At 52.2% G+C, this 12,577-nt stretch carries 15 protein-coding genes; 8 read left to right on the top strand and 7 right to left on the bottom strand.

Annotated features, from left to right (window positions below; all coding sequences use genetic code 11):
* Positions 1-7: 7 nt before the first annotated feature.
* Complete coding sequence (locus tag EFB08_RS04345; RefSeq protein ID WP_123125712.1) at positions 8-502, bottom strand: YciE/YciF ferroxidase family protein; 495 nt, start codon at positions 500-502, stop codon at positions 8-10.
* Between the two features lie 188 nt (positions 503-690).
* Between EFB08_RS04345 and EFB08_RS04340 the strand changes: the two genes are divergently transcribed.
* Positions 691-1,578 carry a cyanophycinase gene (locus EFB08_RS04340; protein ID WP_123125711.1) on the top strand — a complete coding sequence of 296 codons (888 nt, stop codon included), beginning with the start codon at positions 691-693 and terminating at the stop codon, positions 1,576-1,578.
* 48 nt (positions 1,579-1,626) lie between these two features.
* On the opposite strand, the gene EFB08_RS04335 is transcribed toward EFB08_RS04340, so the two are convergent.
* Positions 1,627-2,568, bottom strand: a complete 942-nt coding sequence (locus EFB08_RS04335; RefSeq protein WP_123125710.1) for an isoaspartyl peptidase/L-asparaginase family protein — start codon at positions 2,566-2,568, stop codon at positions 1,627-1,629.
* 187 nt (positions 2,569-2,755) lie between these two features.
* On the opposite strand from EFB08_RS04335, the gene EFB08_RS04330 reads away from it, so the two are divergent.
* The 3 genes from EFB08_RS04330 to EFB08_RS04320 all read left to right on the top strand — a co-directional run bounded on the left by EFB08_RS04330 (position 2,756) and on the right by EFB08_RS04320 (position 4,804).
* Complete coding sequence (locus EFB08_RS04330; protein WP_123125709.1) at positions 2,756-3,142, top strand: DUF3127 domain-containing protein; 387 nt, start codon at positions 2,756-2,758, stop codon at positions 3,140-3,142.
* 146 nt (positions 3,143-3,288) lie between these two features.
* On the top strand, positions 3,289-4,137 hold the full coding sequence (locus EFB08_RS04325) for an SDR family oxidoreductase (protein WP_123125708.1): 849 nt from the start codon (positions 3,289-3,291) through the stop codon (positions 4,135-4,137).
* 43 nt (positions 4,138-4,180) lie between these two features.
* Positions 4,181-4,804, top strand: coding sequence for an RNA-binding domain-containing protein (locus tag EFB08_RS04320; RefSeq protein WP_123125707.1), 624 nt, complete (start codon positions 4,181-4,183; stop codon positions 4,802-4,804).
* Positions 4,805-4,824: 20 nt separating this feature from the next.
* Here the strand turns inward: EFB08_RS04320 and EFB08_RS04315 are convergent, their stop codons facing one another.
* The 3 genes from EFB08_RS04315 to EFB08_RS04305 are packed head-to-tail and all read right to left on the bottom strand — an operon-like array spanning position 4,825 to position 6,794.
* Positions 4,825-5,010: a hypothetical protein gene (locus EFB08_RS04315; protein ID WP_123125706.1), complete on the bottom strand. Its 186-nt coding sequence runs from the start codon at positions 5,008-5,010 to the stop codon at positions 4,825-4,827.
* 45 nt (positions 5,011-5,055) lie between these two features.
* Positions 5,056-5,832 carry an ABC transporter permease gene (locus tag EFB08_RS04310; RefSeq protein WP_125077645.1) on the bottom strand — a complete coding sequence of 259 codons (777 nt, stop codon included), beginning with the start codon at positions 5,830-5,832 and terminating at the stop codon, positions 5,056-5,058.
* A 5-nt stretch (positions 5,833-5,837) separates the two neighbouring features.
* The gene (locus tag EFB08_RS04305; protein WP_165864795.1) at positions 5,838-6,794 is read right to left on the bottom strand and encodes an ABC transporter ATP-binding protein; all 957 of its coding nucleotides are present in this window, start codon (positions 6,792-6,794) and stop codon (positions 5,838-5,840) included.
* A 207-nt stretch (positions 6,795-7,001) separates the two neighbouring features.
* Between EFB08_RS04305 and EFB08_RS04300 the strand changes: the two genes are divergently transcribed.
* The 4 genes from EFB08_RS04300 (at position 7,002) to EFB08_RS04285 (ending at position 10,822) form a co-directional block, all read left to right on the top strand.
* Positions 7,002-8,039: a sensor histidine kinase gene (locus EFB08_RS04300; RefSeq protein WP_123125704.1), complete on the top strand. Its 1,038-nt coding sequence runs from the start codon at positions 7,002-7,004 to the stop codon at positions 8,037-8,039.
* A 26-nt stretch (positions 8,040-8,065) separates the two neighbouring features.
* On the top strand, positions 8,066-8,794 hold the full coding sequence (locus EFB08_RS04295) for a LytR/AlgR family response regulator transcription factor (RefSeq protein ID WP_123125703.1): 729 nt from the start codon (positions 8,066-8,068) through the stop codon (positions 8,792-8,794).
* 162 nt (positions 8,795-8,956) lie between these two features.
* Entirely contained in the window at positions 8,957-9,835 is an 879-nt protein-coding gene (dapA, locus tag EFB08_RS04290; protein WP_123125702.1) for a 4-hydroxy-tetrahydrodipicolinate synthase, read from the top strand.
* 33 nt (positions 9,836-9,868) lie between these two features.
* On the top strand, positions 9,869-10,822 hold the full coding sequence (locus EFB08_RS04285) for an alpha/beta hydrolase (RefSeq protein ID WP_123125701.1): 954 nt from the start codon (positions 9,869-9,871) through the stop codon (positions 10,820-10,822).
* 98 nt (positions 10,823-10,920) lie between these two features.
* On the opposite strand, the gene EFB08_RS04280 is transcribed toward EFB08_RS04285, so the two are convergent.
* Both EFB08_RS04280 and EFB08_RS04275 read right to left on the bottom strand, forming a co-directional pair.
* On the bottom strand, positions 10,921-11,658 hold the full coding sequence (locus EFB08_RS04280) for a (Fe-S)-binding protein (protein WP_123125700.1): 738 nt from the start codon (positions 11,656-11,658) through the stop codon (positions 10,921-10,923).
* Positions 11,659-11,662: 4 nt separating this feature from the next.
* Positions 11,663-12,514, bottom strand: a complete 852-nt coding sequence (locus tag EFB08_RS04275) for a hydroxymethylglutaryl-CoA lyase (RefSeq protein ID WP_123125699.1) — start codon at positions 12,512-12,514, stop codon at positions 11,663-11,665.
* Between the last annotated feature and the right edge of the window lie 63 nt (positions 12,515-12,577).

Below are 12,577 nucleotides of genomic sequence, written 5' to 3'. Positions count from 1 at the left end.
GGAGGTGTTAGTGGTTCTCGGCTTTCCGGTTTACGGCAGTTTCCGCAATCATGGTAAGCTTTTCATCGGTCATTTTCTCCTCGTTCAGAATCTCTTTTAAATGATCCAGCACCTGGGTATGGCCCAGGAATTTGGCATAGGTGCAGGCGGTTCCGTAACCGGCAATCTCATAGTGTTCTACCCGTTGGGCACAGGCAATGATACCGGCATCCATAACCTCAGGATCAGCGTCGTGCTGCATGAACTCGCGGGCTTCTTTGATGATTCCCTCCATGGCCATGCATTTCTCGCCGCCACCACTGATGCCCAGAATCTGAAAACATTCTTCTAAACGCTGAATCTGCCGTTGGGTCTCCCGCATGTGCGTCTCTAAAGCCATCGCCAACTCTGAGCTTTTCACCATAGACAGCATCTCTGGCATGGCTTTTAAGAGTTGCTGCTCTGCGTTATAGAGATCTTTCATCTGATGGATGAACAGGTCATTCAAGGATGTTAATTTCATAGCTTTTATCTTTAGTTGTAAAATCTAATGTGTTAAATTTTATACGAGGCGAGGGATAGGTAGTTTAACGGATGTCCTAAGAATATCCCGTATTTCCGCAATCTTCCGGCAATTGGCCCGTAAGTAGGGGAAATCCCGTATAAGCACAGGTTTAAACGAAGTACCCATACCACATTTCAGTTGCATACATGACCAAACTTGAGCTAGCCCCCAAAGGCATTCTCATCGCCGTTGGCGGAAACGAAGACAAAGGCACGTACCCCCGGCATAAAAAGCAGTTTCATCTGAGTTTCTTTGAATTAGGCATTCTCAGACGCATCATTGACGCCATGGGCGGAAGCGATGCCCGGGTGGAGGTCATCACCACGGCTTCCATGATCCCCGAAGAATTGGGAGCCCTTTATCTGCATGCCTTTGAGGTTCTGGGCTGTAAGCAGGTCAGCATAATGGACATCAGGGAAGAGGAAGACGCCCTGAATCCAGAGTACCTGGACCGCCTGAAGAAAGCCAGCGGCGTCATGTTCACCGGTGGAGACCAGTCCCGCCTTTTCAGGATCTTCTCGGGCACTGCTTTTCACCAGATCTTGCTGGACCGGTACTGGCACGAGGCGGGTTTTGTGATTGCGGGGACCAGCGCGGGTGCCATGGCCATGTCTGACATCATGATCAAGGGAGGCAGCAGCCAACGCTCCCTCCTGAAAGGATCTGTGAAATTAGACCGGGGACTGGCGTTCCAGGAGAACGTCATCTTTGACTCTCATTTTGTGAAACGGGGCCGATTTGGGAGATTGATGGAAGCGGTGGCCACCCATCCTTTTAAAATTGGGATTGGCCTGGGCGAAGACACCGGCGTTATGATCACGCAGGGCAACATCATCGAAACCATTGGGTCTAACCTGGTCATTGTGGTAGACGGGCACCATATCAAGCACAACAACACGTCATATGCCCCTCCGGGCACCCCGCTCTCCATTGAAAACTTCCGGATGCACGTGCTGGCCTTCGGGAATTATTATGACATCAGGGAGCGGAAATTCTGCGTTGGGGAGAAACAGATCATTATCGATCAAAATTAGGCAGTATTTCTTTGGGGCTGTTTTCCGAAAAACAGCCCCGAAACAACCTTATTCCTGGTATATAGCCACCAAAGGATCCTGCCCTTGCACCCAACTGGCCCGATACATTCCTTCAGAGTTAAACGGCAAAGTTACCTGGCCCCGGGCATCAACCGCGATAAGTCCACCTTCCCCGCCTTGTTTCTTCAGTTTGTCATGCACCACCAAATCAGCGGCCTGAACCAAAGACAACCCCTTGTATTCCATCATACAGGAGATATCATAGGCCACCACGTTTCGCATGAAATACTCCCCATGGCCGGTGCAGGACACTGCGCAGGTACGGTTGTTGGCGTAGGTACCAGCCCCGATGATGGGCGTATCTCCAATGCGGTTAAAGTTCTTGTTGGTCATGCCGCCGGTGGAAGTGGCCGCGGCCAGGTTTCCCTGCAGATCAACCGCCACTGCCCCCACCGTCCCGAATTTCTTTTCCTGGGTTTCTGAATGGTCCAGCATGTACACGTCTGAATCGCGCAGGGCTTGCCATTGCTCGTAGCGCTGCAGGGTGAAGAAGTATTCATCCGGTTCAAAGGCAATGCCGTGGTTGCGGGCAAATTCCTCGGCTCCGGGCTGGGATAGGAACACATGGTCTGAATGGTGCAGCACCTGGCTGGCCAGCAGGATAGGATTGCGCACATTCCTGACCCCAGTCACCGCCCCCGCGCTCAGGGTTTTCCCGCACATGAGGGCTGCGTCCATCTCATGGCGGCCACGTTTGTTGAAGACCGAGCCCCGGCCCGCGTTGAACAAAGGACAGTCTTCCAGGGAAACTACCGTGGCTTCAACCGCAGCCAAAGCACTGCCGCCCTGGCGCAAAAGGTCATACCCGGTTTTTAGGGCTTGTTGCAGCGCCTGGCGGTATTCCCGGTCCATTTCCGGTGTGAGTGATTCCCGGGTGATGGTTCCGGCGCCCCCGTGCAGGGCCAGGGCAAAACGATGCTGATTCTCCATACTTTCCTTCTCTTTGCGTAGGGGGTTCGCCGTTAGCTACTTAAAATTACCGCCTCTTTTCAGGCCCCGTCTGCTTCCTTCAGAAGCAAAGAACGTTGATAAATTTAAGTCTGGCTGCGGGAATCTAAACCCCCTATTCTTTGTATATTTGTATAGTTACTTTACTAATCTATTAAAATTATCACCTATGTCTTTTGATGTACAAGGAAGATTGCACGAAATCTTTGACGAAACCCAAGTGAGCGACAAATTCCGGAAACGTGAATTCGTTTTGGAGATTCCAGACGGCTCTTATACGCAATATGCCAAGTTTCAGCTTACCCAAGACAAGTGCGGTATTCTTGATAACTACAAAACAGGCGATGAAGTAAAGGTTGCCTTCAACCTAAGCGGAAAACCGTTCACCAAAAACGGAACCACCATGTACTTCACCAACCTGCAGGCTTGGAGGGTAGAGCATGCCGGCAACGCGGCTCAGCCACAGGCATCAGGCAACCCGTATGCCGCCCAGCAGCCGGTGAAATCCAGCTCTTCTTTCATCAGCGATGACATGGACAACGATCTTCCTTTCTAAGCCAGATCCTTTTGTAATGAAATATAGAATGCGGCCCCAAAAGGGTCGCATTTTTTATGTTAACGGGATTCCACTCTGCGAAGGCAGCTAAAATGGTGAAAATTCCGTAGTCCCCCATAGCCAGGCAAACTGGAGCAGCACAGGACATGATAGCAGACAAAGAAGGAAAGGTAATGGTAGTGACGGGCGCAAGCTCGGGTATTGGGAAGGCAGCCACTGAGGCATTGGCGTTGGAAGGGCATCAAGTGGTGATGGTATGTAGAAACGAGCAGAAAGGCCGCCATGCCCTGGATGACATCCAACGGAAAGTACCCAGCGCTAAACTGAACCTGCACCTGGCTGATTTGTCTTCGCTGGAAGAGGTTCGGCGACTGGCCCAGGAGCTTAAAAATCAGTACCCTGTGGTAGACGTGCTCCTCAACAACGCTGGCCTGATTCCGGGACATCAGCAAACCACCGCAGACGGTTGGGAACTGGCCTGGGCCACCAATCACCTGGCTCCTTTCCTGCTCACCAACCTGCTCATGGATTCCTTGCTTGCCTCTGAACAGGGCCGCGTGATCAACGTTACCTCAGAGGCGCACCGGCTGGGCCAGATTGACTTTGAGCACGCCGGCAAGCCCCAGAAATACAGTGCCATCACCGCCTATGCAGACTCCAAACTGGCTAACATCCATTTCACCTACGAGCTGGCCCGCCGCACCGAGTTCACCAACCTGACGGTGAATTGCCTGCACCCGGGAGTGGTGGCCAGCGGCTTTGGAAGCAACAGCAACTTCTTTATCCGGCACCTGATCCGGTTAACCAGTGTTTTCATGAAATCGCCGGCGAAAGGCGCGGAGACTCTGGTGTACCTGGCTACTTCTCCGTACCTCAAACACGTTTCAGGTAAGTACTTCAAAAACAAGAAACAGGTGCCTTCTGCCGCCGATTCTAATAATGCCCACGTGGCACGCCGTTTGTGGGACATCAGCGCAGAACAAACTGGTTTTTAAGCCGTTTTCAAGGAAACACCCCTAAAACAAAATACCCCTTGACATGCAAGAAATGTATCTGTTGATCCTTCAGGGGGAAGGCGAGACGCTGGAATTCAAGAAGACCATCACCCACCCTGCCCGCATTGCCCGTACCCTGGTTTCCTTCGCCAATACACGTGGCGGACAGATCCTGGTGGGCGTTCAGGATGATGGTACCATCTGTGGCGCAGACCCAGAAGAGGAAAAGTATACGCTTGACAAAGCCCTTCACTCCTTCTGCGAGCCTCCGGTGGAAGTTATCTACGAGGAAGTGGACATGGACGAAGGCACCATCCTGAAGGTGATTATCCCCGAAAGCACCACCAAGCCCCATATGGCGAAAGTAAAGGAAGATGACTGGCGCAGTTACATCCGGGTGAAAGACGAGAGCGTACAGACGAGCAAACTGGTGGAGAAGTCGCTGACCCTGGAACCCGCCACGGAATCATTGGAAGAAAAGGTGGATCATCAGCAGGAGCGCATTTTAGAACTGCTCAAGCGGTACCGCAAGCTTACCTTGAAGGATTTCATGCACATGGCTAACCTATCCAAGCAAAGGGCGCGCCGCTTGCTGGTGTACCTGGTGCTTCAGGGGCAGGTCAGGATGCATGACAAGGAAAAGGAGCCTTTTTATACCCTCAGCTAGTCAGCCCCAGAAATCCTTCATCAAGGCCAGACAAAGAAAATGGAGGAAACCGGATCTTCCTCTATTTCGGCGGCATCGGCTTGGTACAAAAGGGTAGCCTCCACCTTTTGTTGGTGCTGCTCCAATGCCAGTTGTCCCTGTGTGTCAAAAAGCGCGGTTATCCATCCCATGGCTACTCCTACGGCCAGGGTAAAAAATACTTTCATCTCCGTTCCAGTTTAAAGCTGATTTAAAGAAAATAGACCCAAAACCTAGTGCACCTGCCTCCGGCAAGAATCTAACAGAGCCGCTGCCAGCAATAGCCCGCTGAAAACCATGCTGTACCACATTTGGGGCACAAACCAAGCGACACCCGGAGCTTGGGAAGCCATGGCCGAAAACCCCGGCCAACTGTATGGATAGTACCCGATGTACTCCCACCTTGCCCCGATGAGGTAAGCCAGGGTAAACAGGATGCCCAACCCGATGCCCATGGCAAAGCTTTTGAACCGGTAACTAAGGCAGAATTGCAGGGTAAAAATGAAGAGCGAACCTACCAGAATTCTGAAGGCACTCAGGCTGATGCTCTGCTCATGGTGGTAGTTCTGAAAACCAAGGTCCGGGCGGAGTTCCCCCAGCAAATAGCCGCTTGCCAACAGCCCTGCCCAGAAAGTGGCGTAGCTCAGGATCACCAAACCCAAAAGCAAAAGGTATTTGTTCAGGAACACCCAGGCCCGGGGCACCGGCAACGCGTACAACTGCTTCCACCCTCCTGACTGATGCTCCGTTCCGTTCACCAAGGCCGTTAGTAGAGCCAGAAACAAAGGCGCCAGCAGTTGGGCCGTGACCGAAAAGTTATTTCCCGCCCAGTTAAACCAAGGGTCAGAACCAGGCTTCACAATCAGATGACCCTTAAAGAAGAATACCATAAAGTTCATGGACACAATGGAAAGCGGGGCCAGAAAAGCCAGCCACAAGGCCCAGGTGTGCTTCAGTTTAAGAGCTTCCGCCGAGATTCCCCGGCTGAGGTAAGTGGTAGAGGTGTTCATCAGGGTCAAACTTGAAGGGTGGGAACAAGAACTTTAGTAGGGGTTACTTCCGAGGATTCGGTTAAAGAAAGAAAGACTTCTTCCAGGCTTCTAGTAGCACAGGTCAGGCCCATGACGGAAACCCCTCCCAGCACCAACATGTGGTTGATGGCGGCAGCCTCGTCTTTTTCCTGTACAGCCAGCCGGACCCGTTGAAGATCCAAGGTTTCCACGGCATATTCCTGAGAAAGCAGGAGTTCTTTTGCCAGCAATACGTTATCTACTTCCACCTCCAGGGTCCTGGCCTGCAACATGCCCTGCTTCAACTCTTGCACTCCGCCCTGAAACAGCAATTGCCCTTGGTGGATGATGCCCAGGTGGGAGACCGTTTTCTCTATTTCACTTAGTAAATGGCTGGAAAGAAAGATGGTTTTGCCGTGTTCCTGGTTCAGTTCTTTGAGCAGTTCCCGCATTTCTTTGATGCCGCTGGGGTCTAAGCCGTTGGTTGGTTCGTCCAGGATCAAAAGCGAGGGGTCTGAAAGTAAAGCCAGAGCAATGCCCAACCGCTGGCACATACCCAGAGAATATTCCCTTACCGGACGATGGGCATCGGATTTCAGACGAACAATGTCCAGCACCTGGGCTATCCTGGTTTTCTTAACCCCCAGAAACCTCCGCATCACCTCCAGGTTGTCTTTCCCAGACAGATGTTTGTAAAGGCTAGGCGTCTCGATCAAAGCCCCTACCCTTTGTAAAATTTGAACCCGATGCTCGGTTAAGTCCTGTCCAAATAATTGAACGCTGCCTTCAGTCTGTTTCAGCAAACCCAGCAGCAACCGGATGGTGGTGGTCTTTCCTGCCCCGTTGGGGCCCAGGAAACCGTAGATGCAACCTTCGGGTACTTCCAGGTCTAAGCGTTGCAGGATTTCCCGGGCTCCGTACCGAAAGGTGAGTTGATGGGTGGAAATGATCGGTTCTTTCATAGCAGCACAAATAGGATGCACCAAATCAACTGATTCCATCTTCCTGCCGCAACTAAACTATACCAACGCTGCTTTCTTCTGGACCAACCCGGTTTTTGTGCCTTTGAACCTGTTCGTCGATACAATTGGCAGCTTGGTCTAATTCCTTTCTAAACTTCATCAGAAGCCCGATGGATTGGTTAGTTTTGGTCTGTTTTCCGGAAAACGATGAAAAAACACATTCCGCTTTTGCTCCACGTTTTGCTGTGGCTTGCCCTTTTGGGTTTCTCCCTCTGGACGCATTTCCGCATTGATCGGCTCAATCTGCCTTTGTCCTGGATAGCGATGGATGTGGGGCAAACCTTTGCCTTCCACCTGGCCCTCTTTTACTTTAATTGGTTTGTGCTCCTCCGCATTTTGGCTAAAGGGAATGTGTTGGGGTATGCCTTGGCTGTGCTGGTCACCTTGGCGGTGTTCTCAGGAGTACGCAGCCCCATTGAGATTTTTCAGATAAAACAGGAGGCCACCATCTCAACTAAATTGGCCGAACAGGTGGCAAAACATCCTTCCATGCTGGAATATGAAACCCAGCTGATTCAGTTGGGCGTCATGGGTTTGATGAACATCTTTCTGAGTTCCTCCCTCAAAGTTACGGGCGAGTACCTGCGCAACGAGCGGCGGCGCAAAGAACTGGAACTCCAACACACCAGCACCGAACTGGAACTGCTGAAAGCCCAGGTAAATCCGCACTTCCTGTTCAATACCTTAAACAACATCTACTCCCTGGCCTATCAAAACTCCGGCCACACCGCTGATGCCATCCTGAAGCTCTCCCTGCTGTTGCGTTACCAACTCTACGAGACAAACACCCCCGTTGTCCCCCTGGAGCGGGAACTGGAGCATGTGGCCCACTTACTGGACCTGCACCGCCTGCGGCTGACAGATCCCACCTTGCTTTCCATGGAAGTGGCAGGAAACACCAGCGGCATCTCGGTTCCGCCCATGCTCCTGATGCCCCTGGTAGAGAATATGTTCAAACACGGCTTAACTTCCGCCCCCATGCAGGTACACGTTTGCACCCAAAACGGCCAGCTTACCTTTACCACCCGAAACCGGTTGAAGATGGGCACCGGAGCCAAGGATTCGTTTGGGGGCATCGGGCTCCAGAACCTCAGAAGACGGTTGGAACTGCTGTACCCGAATGCCTTCACCTTCACCACCTGCCTTGAAGAGCAGGATTTTATCGCCACGCTCACCTTGTCCTGACTTTCCTAAACCCGTACCTTCACCAGATGCAACTGACCTGCCTCGCTATTGATGATGAGCCCCTAGCGCTGGACATCATGCGCTCCTACATTAGCAAAATTCCGTTTTTACAGTTGGTGCAGACCTGTTCCAGTGCCCTAGAGGCGATGACGGTTTTGCAGCGCCAACCGGTTGACCTACTGTTCCTGGATATTGAGATGCCTGAGATTACCGGGGTTCAGTTCGCGCAATCGCTCTCGCATAGGCCGGCCATCATCTTCACCACCGCCTACCCGCAGTATGCCTTAGACGGATTCTCCCTGGATGCCGTGGATTACCTGCTCAAACCCATTCCCTTTGACCGGTTTTTCAGGGCCGTAAACAAGGTGTACGAACGGGCCCAGCTGCAAACTCCGGCTTCGCCTGTGGCCATGCCCGCCCCAGCCTACTCTGAAAACGAGGACTTCATCTTTGTAAAAGCTGATTACAAAACCCTGCGGGTGAATCTGAAAGACATCCTGTTCATCGAAGGCCTTAAGGATTACGTCATCCTGCACACAGTTACCAGGAAGATCATCAGCCTTTTATCCATGAACAAAATCATGGAGAAGCTGCCCGAGCAGGAGTTTGCCCGCGTGCACCGGTCATACATTGTTTCCTTGGCTCATATTGAAAGTATAGAAAAAGGCCGCATCAAGATAAAGGAGCAGGAAATTCCTATCGGGGACAGTTTCCGGGAGAGTTTTATGCGGTGGGTGGAAAGCAAGAACCTGTAGCCTTCCGTAAAGCAAGCATCTTCTTTTTGGTTTAGGGCCTATTTTCAGAAAGCGGGCTAAAAAGGCGTGGTTCTTTCTTTAAAGAACAAACGTTCGTAACCAATCTACACTCTGGATGCAAATCAGTATCTTTGCGGCTTAAAATCTTACAACCCAACAGACATGCAAGCATTACGAGGAACAGGTGTGGCCTTGGTAACTCCTTTCAAAGCCGATCTTTCCGTAGACCTGGAGGCCTTCGGCCGACTGATTGATTTTAATATTGACAACGGGGTTGATTACCTGGTGGTGAACGGAACCACGGGAGAATCTGTGACCACCTCGCCCAAAGAAAGAACCCAGCTCCTGGCTTTCGCTAAGGAACGTATTGCCGGCCGCAAGCCTCTGGTATACGGTCTGGGCAGCAATGATACCCAGTACGTACTGGAGCAGCTTAAAAAGATTGATTTTACCGGGGTTGCCGCAATTTTGTCGGTGTGCCCTTACTATAACAAACCCTCTCAGGAAGGAGTTTTCTTGCACTACACCGCCATTGCCGATGCCTCTCCGGTGCCGGTGATTTTGTACAACGTGCCTGGCAGAACCGGAATCAACATGACGGCGGCCACTACCCTTCGGTTGGCCCAGCACCCCAACATCATCGGGACGAAGGATGCCAGCGCCAATATGGAGCAGTACATGGCCATTTTGGAGGAAAGACCGGCCGGGTTCCTGGTGATTTCCGGCGATGACATGCACACGGTTCCCTTGATCTCGGTGGGCGGCGACGGCATCATCTCGGTTCTGGCCAACGCGTTTCCGGAGCGGTTCAGCCGCATGACGCGTTTGGCGCTGGAAGGGAATTTCCGGGAAGCCGGTGCTTTGCAACGTTCCTTCGGTAAAATCAACCCGTTGATGTACGAAGAGGCGAACCCCGTAGGGGTGAAACTGGCGTTACAGGAAGCTGGCGTTTGTGCTCCGTTTGTGCGACTTCCGTTAGCCCCGGCCTCAGACGGCTTGGTGCAGCGGGTGAAGGCTGCGGCCGTTCCTCTGCTGGCTTAAGTTTCTATTTTGGGTACCTTTTCCTGAAAACAGATGAAAAACCTAAGGCTTCTCCTAGTATTGCTGTTCTTGTGTAACTCGGCAAGCGCTCAGAACTTGAACCCTGCTTTAGGGGAAGCCATAGAGTTATTGACCGGAAAAGGTACCCTCAAAGGAACGTTACTCCTGCCCTCTTCAAACGACAAGGTACCGGTTGTGCTGATTCTTTCCGGTTCCGGGCCCACTGACCGGGACGGTAACAACCCCGCCATGAGAAACAACAGCCTGAAGATGGTGGCCGAAGGGTTGCAGGCACAGGGAATCGCTTCGGTGCGCTTCGATAAACGCGGCATTGCCCAGAGCAAGGACGCAGCTATTTCTGAGTTTGATCTTCGTTTTGACACCTACGTGCACGATGCCGCTGCTTGGGTAGAAAAGTTAAAGCAAGATGCTAGGTTCAGCAAAGTAGTGGTCCTGGGCCACAGTGAAGGCTCTCTGATCGGGATGATGGCGGCCCGGCAGGCGAAAGCCGATGGGTTTATTTCCGTAGCCGGCGCCGGGCAGTCGGCCGATAAGATCATTCGGCAGCAACTTCAGGGGCAACCCAAAGCAGTGACCGATGCCGCCTTCCCTATCTTAGACCAACTTTCGCAAGGTAAAGCCGTTCCTGAGGTGAGCCCCATGCTGACTTCTTTGTTCCGCCCCAGCGTGCAGCCGTATCTTATATCCTGGTTTCAATATGATCCGCAGAAAGTGATCGGGAAAATGACTATACCGGTGCTATTGGTACAGGGGAAGGAGGATTTGCAGGTGAGCGTGCAGGAAGCCTATTTACTGAACTCGGCCGCGCCTAAAAGCAAACTGGTGGAGATTGACCACATGAACCACGTCTTAAAAGAAACCACCTCAGACCGAAACGCCAATCTGGCAACGTACGCCAACCCCACTCTCCCATTGGCACCTTCCCTGGTACCCGCCCTGGTAGCCTATGTAAACTCCCTTAAATAGCCATAACACTAATAAAGCCGTTGCCGGTTTTAGAGCTGATTTATGTAAACAGCCCTAAAACCGGCAACGGCTTTATTAGTGTAAGAACTTCCTGGAGTTTACCAACCGCTTGTCAGCACATCGGCGATGTGCAGTACCTTAATAGGCTTGTTCTGTTTTTTGCTGTAGGCATCCAGGTGCATAAGGCAACTGGTATCCGTGGAAACAATGTACTCGGCCCCGGTGCTCTGGGCGTTCTCTACCTTCTGCTCGGCCATGGCCACGGAGATGGACTCAAACTTGGCGGCAAACGTACCGCCAAACCCGCAGCAGGTCTCGGTTTCGCGCATTTCGGTTAGTTCCAGGCCTTGCACCATGCCTAACAAACGCCGGGGGCCTTCTTTGATGCCGCACTCGCGCAAGGCGCTGCAAGAATCATGGTAAGTGACTTTAGCGTCAAGCCGTGCTCCCGGGATTTGTTTCACCTGCAGAACATCGGTCAGAAACTCGGTTAACTCCAGCACCTTGCGTTCCATGGCCCGGTACCGTACAAAGTTGGAGGATGTCACGAAGATGTTGGAATAGGCATTCCGGATCATGCCCACACAGGAAGCAGAGGGTGCTACGATGTAATCGCTTTCGTCTGAGGAGAAATCCTCCAGGAATTTATCGGCTACCTGACGGCACTCTTTCTGAAAACCGGCATTGTAGGCGGGTTGCCCACAGCAGGTTTGGTTTGTGTTGTAGCGAACCTTACAGTCCAGAGACTCCAATAACTTCACCATGTTCCAGGCAGTCTGCGGAAACATCTGGTCAATGAAACAGGGAATGAAAATATCAACTACCGGTTGTGGCATGTGGTTAAAGCGAATGAAAAACGTGGGACGCCAGGGCCAATGACCGGGAAAGCGCCTCCTGGTCCAGGTTCAAAGGTACGCCTTTCTCCTGTAAATAAGAGAGCATTTTCTCGGTGGGCATGTTGCCTACCAGGTCGTCTTTGGCCATAGGGCACCCGCCGTATCCCAGCAACGCGCCGTCCATGCGGCGGCAGCCACTCTCGTAGGCCGCAGCCACTTTCTCGCGCCAGGTGGAAGGGTTGGTATGCAGGTGCGCCCCGAACTCTATGTGCGGGAAAGCGGGAATCAAGGTGGAGAAAAGCCCCTGGATGGAAGCAGGCGTGGAAACCCCGATGGTGTCTGACAACGAAATGATCTTGATGCCCAAGGGATCTAGTTTCCGGGTCATTTCTCCGGCGAGTTCCGGTTGCCAAGGCTCTCCGTAAGGATTCCCGAACCCCATGGATAAGTAGAGAACCAACTCCTTGTTATGTTTCTGGCACAAGTCCTGCATCTGGGCCACTTCTACCAGCGCCTCGGCAATGCTTTTGTTTGTGTTGCGTTTCTGGAACTCCTCTGACAAAGACAAAGGAAACCCGATGTACTGAATCTGCTCATAAGCAGCGGCCTGCTCTGCTCCCCGCACGTTGGCCACAATGGCCAGCAACTTGGTTTGGGTACGGGAAGTATCCAGTTGATCCAGCACCTGGGCGGTGTCGCGCATCTGCGGAATGGCTTTGGGCGATACAAATGACCCGAAATCCAGGGAGTCAAACCCCACTTCCAGCAGAGCCTGTAAATAGGAAACCTTCAACTCGGTTGAAACAAACTCGGGCAAGCCTTGCATGGCATCGCGGGGGCATTCAATGATTTTCATGTGGTTCGTTTTATTCTGCTTTCCACCGGAAGATGATCTACGCGGTTTAAGGTTATATTTGGT

The sequence above is a fragment of the Rufibacter latericius genome, assembly GCF_003721515.1.
GTDB classification, from domain to species: Bacteria; Bacteroidota; Bacteroidia; order Cytophagales; family Hymenobacteraceae; genus Nibribacter; species Nibribacter latericius.
Note: the sequence above shows the minus strand (reverse complement) of the source record. Positions and strands in the feature narration are given on the sequence as shown.

Excerpts from the sequence above, each read along its gene's own strand:
- EFB08_RS04325 (WP_123125708.1), top strand. The coding sequence starts at position 3,289 with ATGATAGCAGACAAAGAAGGAAAGGTAATGGTAGTGACGGGCGCAAGC.
- EFB08_RS04305 (WP_165864795.1), bottom strand. The coding sequence starts at position 6,794 with ATGAAAGAACCGATCATTTCCACCCATCAACTCACCTTTCGGTACGGA.
- EFB08_RS04315 (WP_123125706.1), bottom strand. The coding sequence starts at position 5,010 with ATGAAAGTATTTTTTACCCTGGCCGTAGGAGTAGCCATGGGATGGATA.
- EFB08_RS04345 (WP_123125712.1), bottom strand. The coding sequence starts at position 502 with ATGAAATTAACATCCTTGAATGACCTGTTCATCCATCAGATGAAAGAT.
- EFB08_RS04300 (WP_123125704.1), top strand. The coding sequence starts at position 7,002 with ATGAAAAAACACATTCCGCTTTTGCTCCACGTTTTGCTGTGGCTTGCC.
- EFB08_RS04320 (WP_123125707.1), top strand. The coding sequence starts at position 4,181 with ATGCAAGAAATGTATCTGTTGATCCTTCAGGGGGAAGGCGAGACGCTG.
- EFB08_RS04285 (WP_123125701.1), top strand. The coding sequence starts at position 9,869 with ATGAAAAACCTAAGGCTTCTCCTAGTATTGCTGTTCTTGTGTAACTCG.
- EFB08_RS04330 (WP_123125709.1), top strand. The coding sequence starts at position 2,756 with ATGTCTTTTGATGTACAAGGAAGATTGCACGAAATCTTTGACGAAACC.
- EFB08_RS04280 (WP_123125700.1), bottom strand. The coding sequence starts at position 11,658 with ATGCCACAACCGGTAGTTGATATTTTCATTCCCTGTTTCATTGACCAG.
- EFB08_RS04335 (WP_123125710.1), bottom strand. The coding sequence starts at position 2,568 with ATGGAGAATCAGCATCGTTTTGCCCTGGCCCTGCACGGGGGCGCCGGA.
- EFB08_RS04275 (WP_123125699.1), bottom strand. The coding sequence starts at position 12,514 with ATGAAAATCATTGAATGCCCCCGCGATGCCATGCAAGGCTTGCCCGAG.
- EFB08_RS04310 (WP_125077645.1), bottom strand. The coding sequence starts at position 5,832 with ATGAACACCTCTACCACTTACCTCAGCCGGGGAATCTCGGCGGAAGCT.
- EFB08_RS04340 (WP_123125711.1), top strand. The coding sequence starts at position 691 with ATGACCAAACTTGAGCTAGCCCCCAAAGGCATTCTCATCGCCGTTGGC.
- dapA (WP_123125702.1), top strand. The coding sequence starts at position 8,957 with ATGCAAGCATTACGAGGAACAGGTGTGGCCTTGGTAACTCCTTTCAAA.
- EFB08_RS04295 (WP_123125703.1), top strand. The coding sequence starts at position 8,066 with ATGCAACTGACCTGCCTCGCTATTGATGATGAGCCCCTAGCGCTGGAC.